14 protein-coding genes and 1 riboswitch are annotated in these 18781 nt (G+C 69.2%); of the genes, 7 read left to right on the top strand and 7 right to left on the bottom strand.

All coding sequences use genetic code 11. The features are described 5' to 3' along the window. The 3 genes from ACL03I_RS02720 to rpmB form a co-directional block, all read right to left on the bottom strand. Positions 1-789: an enoyl-CoA hydratase/isomerase family protein gene (locus tag ACL03I_RS02720; protein ID WP_412805080.1), complete on the bottom strand. Its 789-nt coding sequence runs from the start codon at positions 787-789 to the stop codon at positions 1-3. A 79-nt stretch (positions 790-868) separates the two neighbouring features. After that, positions 869-1408, bottom strand: coding sequence for a GNAT family N-acetyltransferase (locus ACL03I_RS02725; protein ID WP_412805081.1), 540 nt, complete (start codon positions 1406-1408; stop codon positions 869-871). 88 nt (positions 1409-1496) lie between these two features. Further along, positions 1497-1688, bottom strand: a complete 192-nt coding sequence (rpmB, locus tag ACL03I_RS02730; RefSeq protein ID WP_039799620.1) for a 50S ribosomal protein L28 — start codon at positions 1686-1688, stop codon at positions 1497-1499. A gap of 329 nt (positions 1689-2017) precedes the next feature. Between rpmB and ACL03I_RS02735 the strand changes: the two genes are divergently transcribed. Both ACL03I_RS02735 and recG read left to right on the top strand, forming a co-directional pair. Further along, positions 2018-3760, top strand: coding sequence for a DAK2 domain-containing protein (locus ACL03I_RS02735; protein WP_412805195.1), 1743 nt, complete (start codon positions 2018-2020; stop codon positions 3758-3760). A 2-nt stretch (positions 3761-3762) separates the two neighbouring features. Next, on the top strand, positions 3763-6045 hold the full coding sequence (recG, locus tag ACL03I_RS02740) for an ATP-dependent DNA helicase RecG (protein ID WP_412805082.1): 2283 nt from the start codon (positions 3763-3765) through the stop codon (positions 6043-6045). Between the two features lie 229 nt (positions 6046-6274). Here the strand turns inward: recG and ACL03I_RS02745 are convergent, their stop codons facing one another. Continuing rightward, the gene (locus ACL03I_RS02745) at positions 6275-7696 is read right to left on the bottom strand and encodes a short-chain fatty acyl-CoA regulator family protein (protein WP_355069823.1); all 1422 of its coding nucleotides are present in this window, start codon (positions 7694-7696) and stop codon (positions 6275-6277) included. Between the two features lie 279 nt (positions 7697-7975). On the opposite strand from ACL03I_RS02745, the gene ACL03I_RS02750 reads away from it, so the two are divergent. Next, positions 7976-8347: a nuclear transport factor 2 family protein gene (locus ACL03I_RS02750; protein ID WP_355069825.1), complete on the top strand. Its 372-nt coding sequence runs from the start codon at positions 7976-7978 to the stop codon at positions 8345-8347. A 5-nt stretch (positions 8348-8352) separates the two neighbouring features. On the opposite strand, the gene ACL03I_RS02755 is transcribed toward ACL03I_RS02750, so the two are convergent. Next, entirely contained in the window at positions 8353-8595 is a 243-nt protein-coding gene (locus ACL03I_RS02755; protein ID WP_397076623.1) for a hypothetical protein, read from the bottom strand. Between the two features lie 466 nt (positions 8596-9061). After that, positions 9062-11332: a 5-methyltetrahydropteroyltriglutamate--homocysteine S-methyltransferase gene (gene metE, locus ACL03I_RS02760; protein ID WP_412805196.1), complete on the bottom strand. Its 2271-nt coding sequence runs from the start codon at positions 11330-11332 to the stop codon at positions 9062-9064. A 144-nt stretch (positions 11333-11476) separates the two neighbouring features. Continuing rightward, a riboswitch (cobalamin riboswitch) is annotated at positions 11477-11706 on the bottom strand. 538 nt (positions 11707-12244) lie between these two features. Between metE and ACL03I_RS02765 the strand changes: the two genes are divergently transcribed. From ACL03I_RS02765 to coaD, 3 genes are read left to right on the top strand one after another with little or no spacing between them, the layout of a single operon-like run. Beyond that, positions 12245-15649: a pyruvate carboxylase gene (locus ACL03I_RS02765; RefSeq protein WP_412805083.1), complete on the top strand. Its 3405-nt coding sequence runs from the start codon at positions 12245-12247 to the stop codon at positions 15647-15649. Beyond that, positions 15646-16209: a 16S rRNA (guanine(966)-N(2))-methyltransferase RsmD gene (gene rsmD / locus ACL03I_RS02770; RefSeq protein WP_355069831.1), complete on the top strand. Its 564-nt coding sequence runs from the start codon at positions 15646-15648 to the stop codon at positions 16207-16209. Before ACL03I_RS02765 ends, rsmD begins: the two co-directional genes overlap by 4 nt. Before the next feature lie 53 nt (positions 16210-16262). Further along, entirely contained in the window at positions 16263-16748 is a 486-nt protein-coding gene (coaD, locus tag ACL03I_RS02775; protein WP_355069832.1) for a pantetheine-phosphate adenylyltransferase, read from the top strand. Between the two features lie 314 nt (positions 16749-17062). On the opposite strand, the gene ACL03I_RS02780 is transcribed toward coaD, so the two are convergent. Beyond that, complete coding sequence (locus tag ACL03I_RS02780; protein WP_355069834.1) at positions 17063-17581, bottom strand: GtrA family protein; 519 nt, start codon at positions 17579-17581, stop codon at positions 17063-17065. Positions 17582-17962: 381 nt separating this feature from the next. Here ACL03I_RS02780 and ACL03I_RS02785 point away from each other — a divergent pair, with 381 nt between their 5' ends. Continuing rightward, positions 17963-18709, top strand: coding sequence for a DivIVA domain-containing protein (locus ACL03I_RS02785; protein ID WP_356962422.1), 747 nt, complete (start codon positions 17963-17965; stop codon positions 18707-18709). The last annotated feature ends 72 nt before the right edge of the window (positions 18710-18781 follow it).

An 18781-nucleotide genomic window follows, 5' to 3' on the forward strand; every position in this document is an offset into this window, starting at 1 on the left:
TCAGGCGAGTCCGGCGTAGTCGGGTTTGCGTTTCGCGACGAACGCGTCGACGCCCTCGCGTCCGGCGGCGGAGCCCGCGGCAGCGGCGATACCGTCGCGCTCGCTGTCGAGATGATCGCTCAGCGTCGCGGTGCCCGACTGCCGCAACAGCGACTTGATGCTCGCGTGGGTAGAACGCGGTCCGGTGGCCAGAGTGCGTGCGAGGCGCTGCGCCTCCTCGGCGATCTCGCCGTCGGGGACCAGCCTGCTCAGCACGCCGAGGCGCACTGCCTCGTCGGCGTCGAGGACGGCGTCGGTGAGCAGGATTTCGCGCGCCCGCCCCTGCCCCACGATGCGCGGCAGCGTCCAGGACATGCCCCCGTCGGGGCTCAGTCCGATGCCGGGATAGGCCGGGCGCAGTTTGGTGCCGGGCCCGCCGAGGGCTATGTCGGCCAGGCAGACCAGGCTCATGCCCGCGCCCGCGGCCCAGCCCTGCACCGCCGCGACCACCGGCACCGCGGTCGCGTCCAACGCGCGGACGAAATCGTGCAGATCGGTGGCCAGACCGCGGATGTGCGCGGAGCGGTCCTGCGCCGCGGCGAAGCCGCGCACGTCGCCGCCGGCGCAGAAGTTCGCGCCGGTGCCGCGCAGCAGCACCCCGCCCACCTCGGACCCCAGCGAACCCAGTGCGGCGGTGCCCGCGTTGATGCCCGCGAAGTCCATGGACGTGCCGTTGGCGGAGGTGGCGATGGTGATTTGGAGGACGCCGTCGACGGTCGTCACGTAGCCGGTTTGCTCGCTGGTGGTCATGATCTGCACCTTAACGGGCGCGGCCGGACGCAGTCCCTCGGTAGTCCGCACGGCAACCGGAGCGAGGGCGAGGTTACCTCTAGCAGCCGTCGTCCGACACCGACTCGGCGTGCGTCGTCGGCGTGCGCACCATGCGCACCTCGATCGCGGCGGTGAACGGTTCGACCTTGCGCGTGCCGTCGAGCACGAACCCATGCCGCCGGTAGAACGCCTTGGCGCGCGCATTCTGCTCGAACACCCACAGGGAGCACGGAGCGGCCGGATCGAGCGCGGCGCGGATCAGGTCGTCGGCGACCCCGCTGCCGTGCCAGGAGGAACGCACGTAGAGCGCGTGCAGTTCGATCGGGGTCACCGCGTCCGGGTCGCCGGGCGGGCCCGCGCTGGAGAATCCGATCACCACGTCATCGACGACCGCGACGTGCGTGCGGCCCGGATAGCGCAGCCGGTCGCGCTCCCACTGCTCGGCCCGTCGTCCGATATCGAAGGCGTCGAGCACGTGCGCGGGCACCAGCCCCCGGTACGCCTCGCGCCAGCAGGCGATGTGGCATTCGGCGAGGCTGTAGACGTACTCGGCGGTCAGCGGCTGAACCCGCCACGGATGCTCGGTCACAGCGGCCATGCGCGGCCCGCAGTCATGACAACGCCCCGGACCACCCGATACGGGTGCCGGGGCGTGTACCGACGAGGCCGGTCAGCCCGAGGGCGGATCAGCCGCGGGCGACCTTGCCCGCCTTCAGGCAAGAGGTGCACACGTTCATCCGGCGGGTGTTGCCCGGGGCGACCTGCGCGCGAACGGTCTGGATGTTCGGGTTCCAACGACGGTTGGTGCGCCGGTGCGAGTGCGAGACCGACTTCCCGAAGCCGGGGCCCTTGGCGCAGACGTCGCAGACGGCAGCCATAGTCGCGAACTCCTTCATGTCAATGGTGGGGACCGCCGCTTTCGCGGTGCGGCGCATCCTCGTGCAATGTCGAGTGCCCTGTCAGCGGAGAGCCGACCAGCGCAGACCGGTGACGGCCGCGCGAGGCAACCCTGCAAGGGTAGCTGTGCTGCCTTCGATCCACCAAACCGGTCCCCGTGAACGAGTGCCGGATCGGTCGCCGGGCATATCCATTCTAATGACGCGGTCTTACCGGTCGCCTGTCGGGACCGCCCGCTAACCTGGCGGGCGGTGGTGGTGCGCAGGTGGCGGAAGGGAGTGAGGTGACGGTGTCCGGAGCGCGAGACGTGATGGACGGCACGGCATTGCTGCGCTGGGGCCGTACCTGTCTCGCCGGCCTGGAGCATCGGCGCGAGGAGATCAACGCGCTCAATGTGTTCCCCGTCCCGGACGCGGATACCGGCACCAATCTGCTGGCCACGATGCGTGCCGCGGTGGAGGCGGGGGAGGCGGCCGCGCGGGCGGACGGGAGCGCCGCCCGTGCCGTCGCCGTCGCGATGGCGCACGGCGCGACGGTCGGCGCCCGCGGCAATTCCGGGATCATCCTGTCGCAGGTACTGCGCGGCGTCGCGGACACGGTGCACGGCGGTCCGTTCACGGCCGACAGCCTGCGCGCCGCGCTGGCCAGGGCCTCCGAACTGGTCCGTGAGGCACTGAGCGTGCCGATCGAAGGGACGATCCTCACCGTGCTCGACTGCGCGACCGCGGCGGCCGCGGCATGCCCCGACCAGGAATTGGCGGATGTGGCACTCGCGGCGGCCGACGGCGCGGCCAAAGCGCTCGGCGATACCCCGTTCCAATTGGGCGTGCTGCGTCGGGCCGGTGTCGTCGACGCGGGAGCCCGAGGGTTGGTCGTGCTGCTGGACGGCTTGGTCGCCGTGACCCGAGGCGAGGCGCCGACGCGGCCGGAGTACCCGCGGCCCGCGGCGGCCGACCGTTCGGCGCCCGCCGGCGAGGCCGAACCGCAGTACGAGGTGATGTATTTGCTGGCCGACTCCGACGAGCGGAAAGTGGCCGCGTTGCGCGCCCGTCTCGGCGAACTCGGCGACTCGGTCGTCGTCGTCGGCGACGGAAGCGGATCCTGGTCGGCGCACGTGCACTGCGCCGATGCGGGTGCGGCGGTGGAAGCGGGCATCGCGGCGGGCATGCTCAGCCGGATCCGCGTCGAGAACGTCGCTTTCGCTTCGCACGCGGACATATCCGAGGTGTCGAGCGGCCTCGGCGCGGCTGATCGTGCCACGCGCGCGAACCCCGGCGAACTGTCCGATGGCGATGCGTCCCGGGCCGGGCCTGCCCGAGGCGAAGGCATCGCGGGATCGGTTCCGCCCGCCGATTCGACCCAGGTGGTGGCCGGTGCGCTCGGCCCGAGCGTAGCTCCGGCCGACCGCGGGATTCTGGCGGTGGTCGCGGGTGCGGGCGCGGCGACGCTGTTCGAGGACGCGGGCGCGGTGGTGCTGGCAGGCGAGCCCGTCACCGCGGCAACTCTGCTGGCCGCGATCCGGCGTATGCCGAACCGAGAGGTACTGGTGCTGCCCAACGGCGCGCTGCCTGCGCACGAATTGGTCGCCGTCGGTGTCGCCGCGCGTGACGCCCACCGGGACGTGCTGCTGTTGCCGAGCGCGTCGATGGTGCAAGGACTGGCGGCCTTGGCCGTGCACGACCGCGGGCGGATCGCGGTGGACGACGCCTTCGCCATGTCCGAGGCGGCCGCCACCACGCGCTGGGGATCGCTGCGCGCGGCGACCGAGCGCGCGCTCACCATGGTCGGCACTTGCGAACCGGGCGATGGGCTCGGTCTGGCCGGGCACGACGTCGTCGTGATCGAGCGCGATGTGCCCGCCGCCGGGCGGACGCTGCTGGACCGGCTGCTCGCCTTCGGCGGCGAGCTGGTCACCCTGCTGATGGGCGCGGCGGCGCCGGATGGCCTCGGCGACGAACTGGCGGCGCATATCGCGCAGAACTTTCCCGGCGTCGAGGTGATCGTGTATTCCGGTGGGCAGCAGGGCGATTCGGTGCAGATCGGAGTGGAGTAGGCATGGCGGCACTGAGTGATCGGCTCGACCACATCCTCGGCGCGAAGGCAGCGGACTCGCTCGCGGACGCTTTCGACATGCGGACCGTCGAGGATCTGCTGCGGCACTACCCCCTGCGATACGCGACGCAGGGGCAGCCGCTCACCGAGGAAGCGCCGGAAGACGGTTCGCACATCACCGTCATCGGCCGGATCACGAAGGCCGAGCTGCGGCCGATGCGCAACCGCCGCGGTTCCCTGCTGAAGGTGGTCCTCGACACCGGCTCCGGGCGCGGCGTGGACGTCACCTTCTTCAACGGCGACAAGGTGAAGTACGTGGTCCGCGAAGGGTTGCGCGCGATGATGTCGGGCACGGTGAACTACTGGCGTCCCGGCCAGTGGAACCTCAGCCATCCCGGCTACTTGATCCTGCCGGAAACCGAGGGCGATGACGATTCGGTCGGCGCGCTGACCAGGGTGCGCGGCGGCGGAGACCTGCGCGGCCTCGCGGAGAGCGCGAAAGGCGCGGGGGGAGTGGACACCTCGTTCATGGAACGCGAGTTCATCCCGGTCTACCCGGCGACCGCGAAGGTGCAGAGCTGGGACGTGCTCGCCTGCGTGCGTCAGGTGCTCGACCAGCTCGATCCCCTCGACGATCCCGTACCGGAAGACGTGCGCGCCGAACGCGCGCTGCCGAACCTGTCCGACGCGCTGCGCCTGATCCACCTGCCCGAACGCAAGGACGATATCGATCGAGCCAAGGACCGGCTGCGTTTCGACGAGGCGCTGGCCTTGCAATTGGTCTTGGCCGAGCGCAGGCATGAGGTGTCCGGGCGCAGGGCGCGCGCTTGTGCTCCGCGGCCGGACGGTATCGCCGCGGCGTTCGAGCAGCGACTTCCGTTCGAACTCACCGCGGGGCAGCAGCAGGTCGTCGCGGAGATCTCCGCCGACCTGGCCCGTGAACAGCCGATGCACCGGCTGCTGCAAGGCGAGGTGGGCTCCGGCAAGACGATCGTCGCCCTGCACGCCATGCTGCAGGTGGTGGACGCGGGACTGCAGTGCGCGCTGCTCGCCCCGACGGAGGTGCTCGCCGCGCAGCACTATCGGTCGCTGCGCGGCATGCTCGGTGACCTGGGCGCCGCGGGCGAGCTGGGCGCGGCCGACCACGCCACCCGAGTGGTGCTGGTGACCGGGTCGATGTCGGCCTCGGCCAAGAAGGCGGCGTTGCTGGAAGCGGCGACCGGTGAGGCGGGCATCGTGATCGGCACGCACGCGCTGATCCAGGACAACGTCGAGTTCTTCGACCTCGGCATGGTGGTGGTCGACGAGCAGCATCGCTTCGGTGTCGAGCAGCGGGATGCCCTGCGCGCCAAGGCGAAAGCGGGCGCCAGTCCGCATCTGCTGGTGATGACCGCGACCCCGATCCCGCGCACCATCGCCATGACCACGCTCGGCGATCTGGAGACCTCCACGCTGACCGAACTGCCGAGAGGCCGCTCGCCGATCGTCTCCAGGGTGGTGCCGCGCAGGCAGCACCCGAACTGGGTGGATCGCGCCTGGGAGCGGATCGTGGAGGAGGTCGCCGCCGGGCGCCAGGCGTACGTGGTGTGTTCGCGCATCGGCGACGACGAGGAGGCCGCGGGCAAATCCCGCAACGGGCGGGCGAAGAACGGCGACGGCGAGAAGGACGGCCCGACCACCCAGGCCGTGCTGGACGTGTTCGAGACGCTGCGCGCGGGCCCGCTGTCCGGCGTGCGGGTCGGCTTGCTGCACGGCAGACTGCCCGCCGACGAAAAAGACCAGGTGATGCGGGCGTTCAACGACGGATCGGTGGACGTTCTGGTGTGCACCACCGTGGTCGAGGTCGGTGTGGACGTGCCCAACGCGACGGTGATGGTGATCGTCGACGCCGACCGGTTCGGCGTCAGCCAATTGCATCAGCTGCGCGGCCGGATCGGGCGGGGCGAGCACCCCGGTTTGTGCCTGCTGATCACGGATGCCGCGCCGGGCGGGTCGGCCATGGCGCGTCTGGACGCGGTCGCCGCCACCACCGACGGCTTCGAACTCGCGGTGCTCGACCTGCGGACCCGGCGCGAGGGCGACGTGCTGGGCGCCGCCCAATCCGGCACCGCCCGCTCGCTGCGCCTGCTGTCACTGCTGGACGATCTCGAGGTGATCACCGCGGCGCAGGAGTTCGCCCGCGCGGTGGTGGCGTCCGACCCGGGGCTGCGCGGGCATCCCGGGCTGGCGGGGATGATGCACGCGGCGGTGGACTCCGAGCGGCTGGAGTATCTGGCCAAGTCTTGATCGCCCCGGCGGTGTGGACGGGAGACGTCGGACTCCGGGCGCGCACGTGCGGCGGCCACGTCGCCGTTCGCGCACAGTGGCGGCCGAAAGATCGGTGCTGAACGGCGACCCGGCCGCACTGATCTCCTCGGCGGGCGCGCCGTTCACGGTGGTCGTGCTCGAGATCGACGCAGCGACTCCGGGCGATCCGCGCCGGGCCGACCCGCACGAGCTCGCCGGAAGCGAGTCGTCAGCGCCCGAGCCGCGGGTAGGGCAGGTCGGTGCTGGTGTGTTCGGCGACCGCCAACGGGCTGCCTATGTGCGGGAAGGCGCGCTGCGGACATGCGGGACGCTCGCACACTTTGCAGCCCGCGCCGATCGGGACCGAGGCCGCCGGGTCGTCCAGCTGCAACCCGGACGAGTACACCAAGCGGTCGGCGTATTCGATATCGCAGCCGAGGCCGACGGCGAAGTTCTTCGCCGCGGTGCCGAACCCGTGTGGGGCGATCGCCGCGGTGCGCGCGATCCATAGATACCGGCGGCCGTCGGGCATCTCGGCCACTTGGGTCAGGATCCGGCCGGGATGGGAGAAGGCCTCGTGCACCACCCAGAGCGGGCAACTGCCACCGACCCGGGAGAAGTGGAAAGCGGTGGCGGACTGACGTTTGGAGATGTTGCCCGCCCGGTCGGTGCGGACGAAGAAGAACGGAACGCCACGCTGGCCCTGCCGTTGCAGGGTGCTGAGCCGATGGCAGACGGTCTCGAACCCGACCTCGAAACGCAGGCCGAGCAGGTCGATGTCGTAGCGGAGTTCCTCGGCCGAGCGCAGGAACCGGCTGTAGGGCAGCACTAGCGCGCCCGCGAAGTAATTGGCCAGCCCGATCCGCGCCAGCGTGCGGGATTCGCCACTGAGCGACGGGCTCTCGGCCAGCACGGCATCCAGCTCGGCCCCGTACAGCAGGAGGCCGAGCGTGGTGGCGATCTGAAAGGCGCGCTGGCCCGGCCGCAATCGGCGAGCGAGCGTGAGCGTGCGGGTCTCGGTGTCGTAGTGGCGTTTGGGGACGGTGGGGTCGGCGCCGTCGCCGCGCACGAGAACGGTGACGCCGGCGCGTTCCTCGGCGATGCGGGCGAGCTGGCGATCGAGCGAGCCGATGGTCAGCCCGGAATTCTCGAACAGTTGCTCGGCGGCGATGTCGAGTTGCGGAATGTGATTGTGGTGGTCGTAGAAGAAGTCGCGTACGTCCTCGTAGGGCATGGGCACCCCGGGCGCGCCCGCGGGCGCGGACACCCGCGCGGACAGCAGGTCGAGCTGATCGGTGGCGGCGCGTAGGCGGCGATGCATGGCGACGACGATCCTGGCGACTTCCGGTTGGCGGGTCGCCAGCTCCTCCACCTCGGTCAGCGGCGCTGTGTGTCCGCCCGCGGCGTCGACCAGCACTTCGTGTAGATCCGATACGAGCCGCGCGTCGGAATCGGCGGCGAAGAACTGGACGTCCAGGTCGAAGGTGGAATTCAATTTCAGCAGTACGGGAATGGTGAGTGGGCGCTGGTCCCGCTCGAGCTGATTGAGGTAGCTCGGCGACAGATCCAGCGATTTCGCCAGAGCCGCCTGAGTCATTCTCCGCTCTTCACGCAACCGCCGAAGCCGGGCGCCCGCATACATCTTGCGCACGTGCACGATGGTAGCTGTGATTATTCGCAATCATCGCAATAACGCGCGCTATTACCCACAAAGATGTGCTTTTGCGAGGTGTCCAGCAATGTATTCGATCTGCGTAGCGTGCGAAGAGAGGTTTGCCACCGTGTCGTTGTGAACGCGTGAAATTCGCCGTTGCCCGCGGCCTGGAACGAAACCGACCCGGAAGTCGCTGACGCCCTTCCCTGCCGAGCAATTGCTTGGTTGAATCGAGGGGTCCAATCCCCGCCCCGGCACCAGGAAGTGAGCAGACGAATGCCCGATCCCGACGAGCTCGTGCGTGCGATGTGCCGAAGCTGGTCCGACCCGGATCCGGATCGGATCAGCGCGTACTTCGCCGAGGACGCCGTCTACCACAACATCCCGATGGAGCCCATCGTCGGCCGCGCCGCCATTCGCGACTTCATCGCGGGTTTCCTGACCACCTTCGACGCCATCGATTTCGACATCCACCACCAGATCGCCTCCGGCAACGTGGTGATGAACGAGCGCACCGACACCCTCCGCTCCGCCGGGCGCGAGACTCCGCTCCCGGTCATGGGTTTCTTCGAAGTCGCCGACGGCGCCATCACCACGTGGCGTGACTACTTCGACATGGTCGCCATCAACCGCGCCTTCGGACTGTAAGGGCCTCAGCCGAACAGATCGTTCTCGGATTCGGCTGTGGCGGCCTTGCGCGTCCAGGATTCGAGCCGGTCGAGATCGGTGCACCCGGTGATCTCGGCTCGCGTCTTCTGCCCGACGACGATCCCGCGCGCTTCCAGCACAAGGAGAAGGGCCCGCACCGCTTCTTCGGTCCGCCCCTCGTCGCGGCCTTGCGCCACGTACTTGCGGGCGAAGTCGCTCTGGTACTCGTACTTGAAGGTCGACGTCATGAGTTCCTCCAGTCGATGCCGGGCCGTCTTCGACAGGGCCGCGACAACAAGGGTCATAGTACATTTTCGCCCGCTCGTCATCCGTCGCGAGCGTGTCGGCATGGGATGAAATCTATATGGGCGCAATGACATTCGGATTTGTGAAGTGAACTTTCGTATCGTATGGAACCGAACCGGCCATCGGTGCGTCGAAAGTAAGCAAGAGGGGAAAGACGGTGTCGTAGTCGACTAGTGAGGAGGGGTAGCCGATGGAGCGTTGTTCCGGGTGTCATACGGCGTGGCGACGAGGGATGCGGACGCGGGCGCGGGAGTTGCCGGTCACGCGGCGGGAAGAACCGTGTGACCGGTACACCCTACGGCGGCGGCAGCCGCCTCGGCCGGAACCCGAATCCGGCTGAGGCCGTAGTTGATCCGGTGCCCCCTTCGGCAGGTAAAGGGGGCGCCGGATCGGCGATCTGCGGGTGGGTTACCGCACGGCCGCCGCTGCCGCGACCATGTTGCGAAGCGAGGCTTCCACCTCGGTGCGTCCCCTGGTCTTCAATCCGCAGTCGGGATTCACCCAAAGACGCTCGGCCGGAACGGCTTTCAATGCCGCGCGCAGCGATGTGGTGATCTCGTCAACGCTGGGCACCCGTGGAGAGTGGATGTCGTACACGCCGGGGCCGACGCCGAGGTCGAATCCCGCCGCGTTGAGGTCGTCGAGCACCTCCATGCGTGAGCGCGCCGCCTCTATGGACGTGACATCGGCGTCCAGTCCGGCGATCGCGTCGATCACCTCGCCGAACTCCGAGTAGCACAGATGCGTGTGGATCTGCGTCGCGTCGGACACCCCGGAGGTCGCGAGCCGGAACGACCGCACCGACCATTCCAGATACCCGGGCTGATCGGCCGCGCGCAGCGGAAGCAGTTCCCGCAAGGCGGGCTCGTCGACCTGGATGATCCGGATGCCCGCCGACTCCAGATCCACGGTCTCCTCCCGGATCGCCAGCGCCACCTGTCGGGCGGACTCGCCCAACGGCTGGTCGTCGCGGACGAACGACCACGCCAGAATGGTCACCGGGCCGGTCAGCATGCCCTTCACCGGCTTGTCGGTGAGCGACTGCGCGTAGCCGATCCACTCGACGGTCATCGGCTCCCGCCGCGCGACATCCCCGAACAGGATCGGCGGCCGCACGCAGCGCGTCCCATAGGACTGCACCCAACCTTGCTCGGTCGCCGCGAACCCGTCGAGTTGCTCGGCGAAGTACTGCACCATGTCGTTGCGTTCCGGCTCGCCGTGCACCAGCACGTCCAACCCCAACTCCTCCTGGAGCGCGATGACATCCGCGATCTCGGCCCGCATCCGGCGTACATACTCCGCCCGATCGATCTCGCCCTTGCGCAGCGCGGCGCGCGCCAGCCGGATGGCCGAGGTCTGCGGGTAGGAACCGATCGTCGTGGTCGGCAGCGCGGGCAGCCGCAGACGATCCCGTTGCAGTTCCCGGCGTTGTTCGGCGGGCGCGCGGCGGTCGGCGTCGGGCCCGAGCGCGGCGAGCGCTGCTCGCACGCGCGGATCGTTCAGCCGCGGATCCGACCACCGCGACGCCAGCGCCGCCCGCACCTCGGCCAACTCGGCGGCGATCGCCTCCGTGCCCTGGCTCAGCCCGGTGGCGAGCAGGCGCACCTCGGCCACCTTCTCCGCACCGAACGCCAGCCAGGACCGCAGCCGCTCGTCCAACCCGGTTTCCGCGGCCAGCGTGTACGGCACGTGCAGCAGCGAGCAGGAACTCGAAACCGCCACGTGCGCAGCGGATCCCAGCAACGCGCCGAGGGTGGCCATGGCGCGGTCCAGATCGGTGCGCCACACATTGCGGCCGTCGACGATCCCCGCGACGAGCAGTTTGCCGGTCAGCGCGGGCACGGCGGCCACCGTGGCGACGTCGGCGCCGGCCGTGAAATCGAGGGAGACCCCCTCTATTCCGGTGCTCGCCAGCGCCGTCAGCGCCGCATCCGGTCGCCCGAAGTAGGTCGCGACGAGGATCGCCGGGCGCTCGGCGGCGTCGGCGAGTTCCTCGTAGGTGACCTGCACCAAGTCGATTTCCTCCGCCGTGAGGTCAGTGACCAGCACCGGCTCGTCGATCTGCACCCATCCGGCACCGGCGACGGCGAGCCTGCGCAGCAGTTCCCGATACAGCGGCAGCAGCTCGATCAGCCGGGCGAGCGCCGAGCCGCCGGTCGCCTTCGCCAGTTTGAGGAAGGTGATCGGCCCGATCACCACCGGCCGCGCGGGCACCCCCAGCTCCAGCGCTTCCCGCAGTTCCGCGAGCAGCTTCTCCGGGTGCAGCGAGAAGGCGGTCTCCGGCTCGATTTCCGGCACCAGGTAGTGGTAGTTGGTGTCGAACCACTTGGTCATCTCCAAGGGCTCGACCGTGTCGGTGCCGCGCGCGGCGGCGAAATACCGTTCCAGCGGGTCCGCGATCCCGGCGACCCGGGGCGGCAGCGCGCCCAGCAACTCGGCGGTGTCGAGCATCTGGTCGTAGTAGGAGAACGTGCCGATCGGAACGGAGTCCAGGCCCGCGGCCCGTAATTCGGCGAATTGGGCGTGCCGGAGGTCGCGCGCCACGGCGTGCAACTGGTCGGCGTCGATCTTGCCCGCCCAATAGGCTTCGGTGGCCCGCTTCAGTTCGCGCCGCGGCCCCACTCGTGGAAGCCCGAGAACCGTCGCGGTAAACGGCTTTTGCTGTGCAACAGTCACGATGTTTCTCCATTGCTGAGGACGAAAGCCATCGCCATACGGGCAGGCGGAGAACCCGGTGACATGCCGGTGATGTTCCCGGCGGAGCCCGACACGTCAGCTGGTGATCCGCACGCCCAATCCACGAGGCGGTGGCCGCCGGGTACGGCGTACCCGGCACGGCTGGCAGGTCTTCGGACTCGCGGGCACCGGCCGTGCGGGCCGGCATACGCCGGAGTGCTCCCGATGGCCGACCTACTGGCCGTCGCTTCCCAAGTCGCCGAACCTTCCGGATCGCTGAACTCAGTGCCTGGTGACGGCGGTCGTTCCTGCATACCGCTGCGGGACAGTCCCGGATTCCCACCGGGTTCCCTCTCACCCGCCGTGACGTCGCCGTACGGGCGGGCTCGACTCCGTGGCGCGACGTCGGGGCTCCATCTCGTCGTGCTGCGGTGAACCAGCTGCCCACTCAGCATAGGACGCGGCCGAGCGAGCACACCGCGAGGGATCACACACCGGCATTTGCCCGCACCGCTCATCGCGAACCGATTCCGCACCTGCTTCCGTTCCGGCTATCGGCCGGGCCGCCCATGCGGTCCCGGATCTGCTCTCGACCGGCTACCAGACCGCCGGGCCACCCGGGATTCACCTTTCCGAACTCGTCGCATGCGTGGTTCGCCTGGTCCGAGGGCGCGAACTCGTGCCAGGGGAGCGCGGCTAGATGCCGGGATCGACCACCGGGACGGCTGCTCGGCGGCCTCCGCCGCCGGACCCGAACCGAACCCGGCCTCGGGACAGCACACCGGTTGCTGCCGCACCGCTCATGTGTCGGCGCTGTGAACGCAACTTCGCAACCGTGCTAGTCGGTCTTGTGAAAAGGTTTGCGAAGGGGGATTCCGTGTCGGTGCGGTTCACGCGGCCGGGTACCTTGGGTCAATGTTCTCGAAAGTCTTGGTTGCCAACCGTGGCGAGATCGCCATCCGCGCCTTCCGTGCGGCCTACGAACTCGGCATCGGGACGGTCGCCGTGTTTCCCTACGAGGACCGCAATTCGGTCCATCGGCTGAAGGCGGCGGAGTCGTACCAGATCGGCGAGCCCGGCCATCCGGTGCGGGCCTACCTGTCGATCGAGGCGATCATCAAGGCGGCCAAGTCGGCGGGCGCGGACGCGATCTACCCGGGGTACGGGTTCTTGTCGGAGAACCCGGATCTGGCGGCGGCATGCGCCCGCGAGGGCATCACCTTCATCGGACCGTCGGCCGAGGTGCTCGAACTGGCGGGTAACAAGGCGCGGGCGATCGCGGCGGCCAAGGCTGCCGGGCTGCCGGTGTTGCGTTCGAGCGCACCGTCGTCGGACGTGGAGGAGCTGCTGGCCGCGGCACGGGGGCTGGAATACCCCATCTTCGTGAAGGCGGTGGCCGGCGGCGGAGGGCGCGGGATGCGCCGGGTCGCCGCGCCCGAACAGCTGCGCGAGTCGATCGAGGCGGCCTCCAGGGAGGCGGAGTCGGCGTTCGGCGACCCGACGGTGTTCCTGGAACAGGCGGTGGTGAACCCCCGCCACATCGAGGTGCAGATCCTGGCTGATCAGCACGGGAACGTGATGCACCTGTTCGAGCGGGACTGCTCGGTGCAGCGCCGCCACCAGAAGGTGATCGAGCTGGCACCGGCACCCAATCTGGACCCCGCACTGCGGGAACGGATCTGCGCCGACGCGGTCGCCTTCGCCCGGCAGATCGGCTACTCGTGCGCGGGCACCGTGGAGTTCCTGCTCGACGAGCGCGGCAACCACGTCTTCATCGAGATGAACCCGCGCATCCAGGTGGAGCACACGGTGACCGAGGAGATCACCGACGTGGACCTGGTGCAGTCGCAGCTGCGCATCGCGGCGGGGGAGACGCTCGAGCAACTGGGTCTCAGCCAGGACGCCGTGACCATCCGGGGCGCGGCTTTGCAATGCCGGATCACCACCGAGGACCCGGCCAACGGATTCCGTCCCGACACCGGCCGGATCACCGCCTACCGCACACCCGGCGGCGCGGGCATCCGCCTAGATGGCGGCGCGAACCTGGGCGCCGAGATCGGCGCCTACTTCGACTCCATGCTGGTCAAGCTCACCTGCCGAGGCCGTGACTTCGATACGGCGGTGGCGCGGGCGAGCCGGGCGCTGGCCGAGTTCCGGATTCGCGGCGTCGCCACGAACATTCCCTTCCTGCTGGCGGTGCTGGACGATCCGGACTTCAAGGCGGGCCGGGTCACCACCTCGTTCATCGACGAGCGTCCGCAGCTGCTGACCCTGCGCCGGTCCGCGGACCGCGGCACCAAGATCCTCGACTACCTGGCCGACGTCACGGTGAACAAGCCGCACGGCGATCGGCCGACCACGGTGTACCCGCACGACAAGTTGCCCGCGATCGATCTGAGCGTGCCGCCGCCGGACGGCTCGCGGCAGCGGCTGCTGCGGCTGGGTCCGGAGGGTTTCGCGCGGGCGTTGCGTGAGCAGAAGGCGGTCGGCGTCACCGACACCACCTTCCGCGACGCACACCAATCGCTGCTGGCCACCCGAGTGCGCACCAACGGTCTGCTGGGCGTGGCGGGGCATGTGGCGCGATTGACTCCGGAGTTGCTGTCGATCGAGGCGTGGGGCGGAGCGACCTACGACGTGGGGCTGCGGTTCCTGTACGAGGACCCGTGGGAGCGGCTGGCGGCGTTGCGCGAGGCGATCCCGAACATCTGCCTGCAGATGCTGCTGCGCGGCCGTAACACCGTCGGCTACACCCCGTATCCGGAGGCGGTGACCCGCGCGTTCGTCTCGGAGGCGACCGCCACGGGTATCGACATCTTCCGTATCTTCGACGCGCTCAACAATGTCGACCAGATGCGTCCGGCCATCGATGCGGTCCGCGAGACCGGTACCGCGATCGCGGAGGTCGCGATCAGCTACACCGGGGATCTGTCGAATCCGGACGAGTCGCTCTACACCCTGGACTACTACCTGAAGCTGGCCGAGCAGATCGTCGACGCGGGCGCGCACGTGCTCGCGATCAAGGACATGGCGGGTCTGCTGCGCGCCCCGGCCGCGACCACACTGGTCACCGCGTTGCGCAGCAATTTCGATCTGCCGGTGCACGTGCACACCCACGACACCCCGGGCGGGCAGCTGGCCACTTATCTGGCCGCGTGGCAGGCCGGCGCCGACGCCGTGGACGGGGCGAGCGCCGCGATGGCGGGCACCACCAGCCAGCCCGCGCTCTCGGCGATCGTCGCCGCGGCGGCGCACAGCGAGTACGACACCGGGTTGAACCTGCAGAACGTGTGCGACCTGGAACCGTACTGGGAGGCGCTGCGGAAGGTGTACGCCCCGTTCGAGTCCGGGCTGCCCGCACCCACCGGTCGCGTCTACACCCACGAGATCCCCGGCGGGCAGTTGTCGAACCTGCGTCAGCAGGCCATCGCGCTCGGGTTGGGTGACAGGTTCGAGGAGGTGGAGGCGAAGTACGCCGCCGCCGACCGGCTGCTCGGCCGCTTGGTGAAGGTCACCCCGTCCTCGAAGGTCGTCGGTGACCTGGCGCTGGCGTTGGTCGGCACCGGTGTCGAGGTCGAGGATTTCGCCTCCGACCCGGGTCGCTACGACATCCCGGATTCGGTGATCGGTTTCCTGCGCGGTGAACTCGGCACACCCGCCGGCGGCTGGCCCGAACCGTTCCGCACCAAGGCTCTGGCCGGGCGCGGCGCGGCCAAGCCCGAGACACCGTTGACGCCCGCGGACGAGAAGGGCCTGTCCGGCAGCTCCGAGCAGCGCCGGGCGACGTTGAACCGGTTGCTGTTCCCCGGCCCCACCGCCGAATTCCTCGCCCACCGGGAGAAGTACGGCGATACCTCCGGGTTGTCGGCCAACCAGTTCTTCTACGGGCTGCGCCGCGGCGAGGAACACCGGGTGCAGTTGGAGAAGGGAGTCACCTTGCTCATCGGCCTGGAAGCGATCTCCGAGCCCGACGAGCGCGGTATGCGCACGGTGATGTGCATCTTGAACGGGCAGCTGCGGCCGGTCTCGGTGCGTGACCGATCGATCGCCAGCGAGATCCCCGCGGCGGAGAAAGCCGACAAGGCCAACCCAGGCCACATCGCGGCGCCGTTCGCCGGTGTCGTCACTCTCGCGGTCTCCGAAGGCGATTCGGTCGCGGCGGGCGACACCATCGGCACCATCGAGGCCATGAAGATGGAAGCCGCGATCACCGCGCCACGCGCGGGCATCGTCGGCCGCGTCGCCATCGGCTCCGTGCAGCAGGTCGAGGGCGGTGACCTGCTCATCGAACTGGCGGTGCGGGAGTCGTCCGCCGGATGACGAGGATCGTCGCGGGCGCGGCGGGCGGACGGCGCCTCCGGGTGCCGCCGTCCGGCACCCGCCCGACCTCCGATCGCGTCCGGGAGGCGCTGTTCAGCGCGTTGGACGCCCGGTTGGACTTCGCGGGCGCGCGCGTCCTCGACTTGTACGCGGGCTCCGGCGCGCTCGGGCTGGAGGCGCTGTCGCGCGGCGCCGAGCACGCGTTGCTCGTCGAATCCGACCGGAAGGCGGCGGCCGTTGTTCGCGGCAATATCGCCGACCTCGGGCTGCCCGGCGCCGAATTGCGGGTCGCGACGGTGGCCAGTGTGCTGCAACTGGGCGAGGCGGGCGGCTTCGACGTGGTCTTCTCGGACCCGCCGTACGCGGTGGACAACGCCGCGGTGCTGGCCGACCTGAGCGCGCTGGCCGAGCGCGGTTGGCTGCGCCCAGGGGCGGTGGTCGTGCTGGAGCGTTCGGCGCGTTCCCCCGAAACCGCCTGGCCCGCAGGCTTCGTCCCGGCCAAGTCGCGCCGGTACGGCGAAACCCGCATCGAGCTGGCGGAGTTCGATCCGGACGAATAGGCGCGCGTGCGGCCACCCGTGCCCGGCCGCGTGCGTCCTGCTAGCGTCGCCTCATGGCAGGAGCACTGTGCCCCGGGTCGTTCGACCCCGTGACCTACGGACACCTCGACGTTTTCACCCGGGCGGCGGCCCAGTTCGACGAGGTCGTCATCACCGTCATGATCAACCCGAACAAGCAGGGCATGTTCACCGTCGACGAGCGCATCGAGATGCTGCGCGAGTCGACCGCGCACCTGGGCAACGTCCGGGTGGAGTCGTGGCAGGGGCTGCTGGTGGACTTCGCCCGCGAGCAGGGCATCACCGCCATCGTGAAGGGTCTGCGCGACGCGGGCGACTTCGGCTATGAACTGCAGATGGCGCAGATGAACAAGAAGCTCTCCGGCGTGGACACCTTCTTCATAGCCACCAACCCGTCGTTCAGCTTCCTGTCCAGCTCACTGGTCAAAGAGGTCGCCGCCTACGGCGGCGACGTCGCCGACATGCTGCCCCCCTCGGTGCACAAGCGCCTCCTCGACCGCCTGGCCGAACGCAAGAACTGACCAACCAGGCCGCGAATCCGCAGGTGATCTCGCCTTCATCGCAAACCCGCCAGAACGCTGACGCGGTGGCGAACAACGGACCCTCTACGGGAAAGCCACGGAGCCTTCACACTTGCAGACTCGACCGGGTGGTTCACCACCCCCCTGTCGGGTCCGCCAAAGCAACTACTGATCACGCGAGAACATGGGTAACTCCCCGGGGAACGCCCAGAACTCCAGCGGCTGTCGACGCAAGACCTGAACGCGACTCGCGTCCCACCCCACTGGTAAGGCCTGAATACTCGGAGAGGCGGGCAGCGAGGCGGGCGGGCAGCCTAGAACACCAGACCACGTAGGGCCAGGAAGCGCATGCCGCCGACCACAGCGGTGATCGCCAGGATCGCGACGGCCTGGGCGGTGTCCCCGAGGCCGGGAGCCCACAGACCCAGGGCGGCCAGCCCCGCGGTGGTGACGCCGAGTCCGACCAACGCGAGCCCGCCGCCTTCCCATTGCGCGGTGAACCAGCCGACCCGTTCCGCGGCGTGGAAGGTGAGCTGACGGTGCAGCTCGTTGGCGATCACGGTGCTGACGATCGAGCCCACGACGTTGGCGATCAGCGGTCCGACGCCGTGCATGGCGAAGAACAACAGGACGTACGCGATATTGCTGGAGCCGCCGACCAGCGCGAATCGGATCAGCTGAGCGAAGGCTCGATCGCCGCGCAGGTACCGGGCGAGCCGGCCGAGCCCGGTCGCCACCGAGGTCCTCGGCAGTGCCGGATAGGGGCCGGCCCACGGCACGAAGAAGCTGGTGGCGCTCACTCCTCCGGGTCGCGGCAGTTCCAGTAAGGTCATCGTCTTTCCGATCGAACACAAGCCCTCGGCAGGGACAACGGCGAGAGTGCTCGCATGCTTCCCCCGTCGACTCTTGGCAGGTTCCGTTCGTAGCGCATATTCGGCAATCGCTGACGTGTCGGCGCCTGTCAACATTCGACGGCGGGTTGTCCTTACCTCCGGCTTCCTTGTCCGCGATCCAGGGAACGCGGTAGGTGCTGAAGATCTTGGTCGACCTTCCAAGAAAATGTAACACGAAGCGGAGAGGAGGTCTCCACTTGATTTTGTGGCGTGCGAGACACTGGCACGACACACCGGAAAGGGACTCGGCACGAGCCGTGACGAGGGGCACACTGGGCGTCGGCGGAGATTTCGCCGTGAGTCCGCAGGAGGGTAGTGAGCATGTATCGCGTTTTCGAAGCGCTCGATGAACTGGTCGCCATCGTCGAAGAGGCGCGCGGCATCCCCCCGACCCGCAGTTGCATCGTGCCGCGCGGCGACGTGCTGGAATTACTCGACGACGTCCGCGACGCGCTGCCCGGCGAACTCGACGACGCACAGGACGTGCTCGACCATCGCGACAAGATCGTCTCCGATGCCAGGACCGCGGCCGAGACCGCCGTGACCGGGGCGAACGAGCAGGCCGAGCGCACCATCGGCGCGGCGCGCGAGGAAGCCGACCGCATCCTCGCCGACGCCAAGGCGCATGCCGATCGGATGGTCGCCGAGGCGAGCGCGCACGCCGATCACCTGGTGGCCTCCGCTCAGGAGGCGGCCGATCGGGTGGTGGCCGACGGCAACGCCGAATACGAGGCGGTGACCGGCCGGGCGCGGGCAGAGTCGGAGCGGATGATCGATGCGGGCAAGGCCGCCTACGACCGCTCCGTCGCCGACGGGCTCGCCGAGCAGGAGCGGCTGGTCACGCAGACCGAGGTGGTGCGGGCCGCGCACGCCGAATCGGCCAGGGTGATCGACGCCGCGCACGCCGAGGCGGATCGCCTGCGCGAGGAGTGCGACCACTACGTCGACTCCCGGCTCGCCGATTTCGAGGAGACGCTGACCAGCACGCTGCGCACGGTCGGGCGGGGGCGCCATCAACTGCGCAGTGGGGCGGGCGCACCCGACTACGCCACGGAATTCCGCAGGTAGCGGCCCCGAGCGCGATGGGCCGCGTTTGGGCGCGGACCGCGTGATCGCGTATTGTTGAGTGGTTGCCCGTAT

The organism is Nocardia sichangensis (assembly GCF_047200615.1).
In the GTDB taxonomy this organism is placed as follows: Bacteria; Actinomycetota; Actinomycetes; order Mycobacteriales; family Mycobacteriaceae; genus Nocardia; species Nocardia sichangensis.

Coding starts and splice junctions, on each gene's coding strand:
- ACL03I_RS02720 (WP_412805080.1), bottom strand. CDS start 789: ATGACCACCAGCGAGCAAACCGGCTACGTGACGACCGTCGACGGCGTC.
- ACL03I_RS02725 (WP_412805081.1), bottom strand. CDS start 1,408: ATGGCCGCTGTGACCGAGCATCCGTGGCGGGTTCAGCCGCTGACCGCC.
- rpmB (WP_039799620.1), bottom strand. CDS start 1,688: ATGGCTGCCGTCTGCGACGTCTGCGCCAAGGGCCCCGGCTTCGGGAAG.
- ACL03I_RS02735 (WP_412805195.1), top strand. CDS start 2,018: ATGGACGGCACGGCATTGCTGCGCTGGGGCCGTACCTGTCTCGCCGGC.
- recG (WP_412805082.1), top strand. CDS start 3,763: ATGGCGGCACTGAGTGATCGGCTCGACCACATCCTCGGCGCGAAGGCA.
- ACL03I_RS02750 (WP_355069825.1), top strand. CDS start 7,976: ATGCCCGATCCCGACGAGCTCGTGCGTGCGATGTGCCGAAGCTGGTCC.
- ACL03I_RS02755 (WP_397076623.1), bottom strand. CDS start 8,595: ATGACGTCGACCTTCAAGTACGAGTACCAGAGCGACTTCGCCCGCAAG.
- ACL03I_RS02765 (WP_412805083.1), top strand. CDS start 12,245: ATGTTCTCGAAAGTCTTGGTTGCCAACCGTGGCGAGATCGCCATCCGC.
- rsmD (WP_355069831.1), top strand. CDS start 15,646: ATGACGAGGATCGTCGCGGGCGCGGCGGGCGGACGGCGCCTCCGGGTG.
- coaD (WP_355069832.1), top strand. CDS start 16,263: ATGGCAGGAGCACTGTGCCCCGGGTCGTTCGACCCCGTGACCTACGGA.
- ACL03I_RS02780 (WP_355069834.1), bottom strand. CDS start 17,581: ATGACCTTACTGGAACTGCCGCGACCCGGAGGAGTGAGCGCCACCAGC.
- ACL03I_RS02785 (WP_356962422.1), top strand. CDS start 17,963: ATGTATCGCGTTTTCGAAGCGCTCGATGAACTGGTCGCCATCGTCGAA.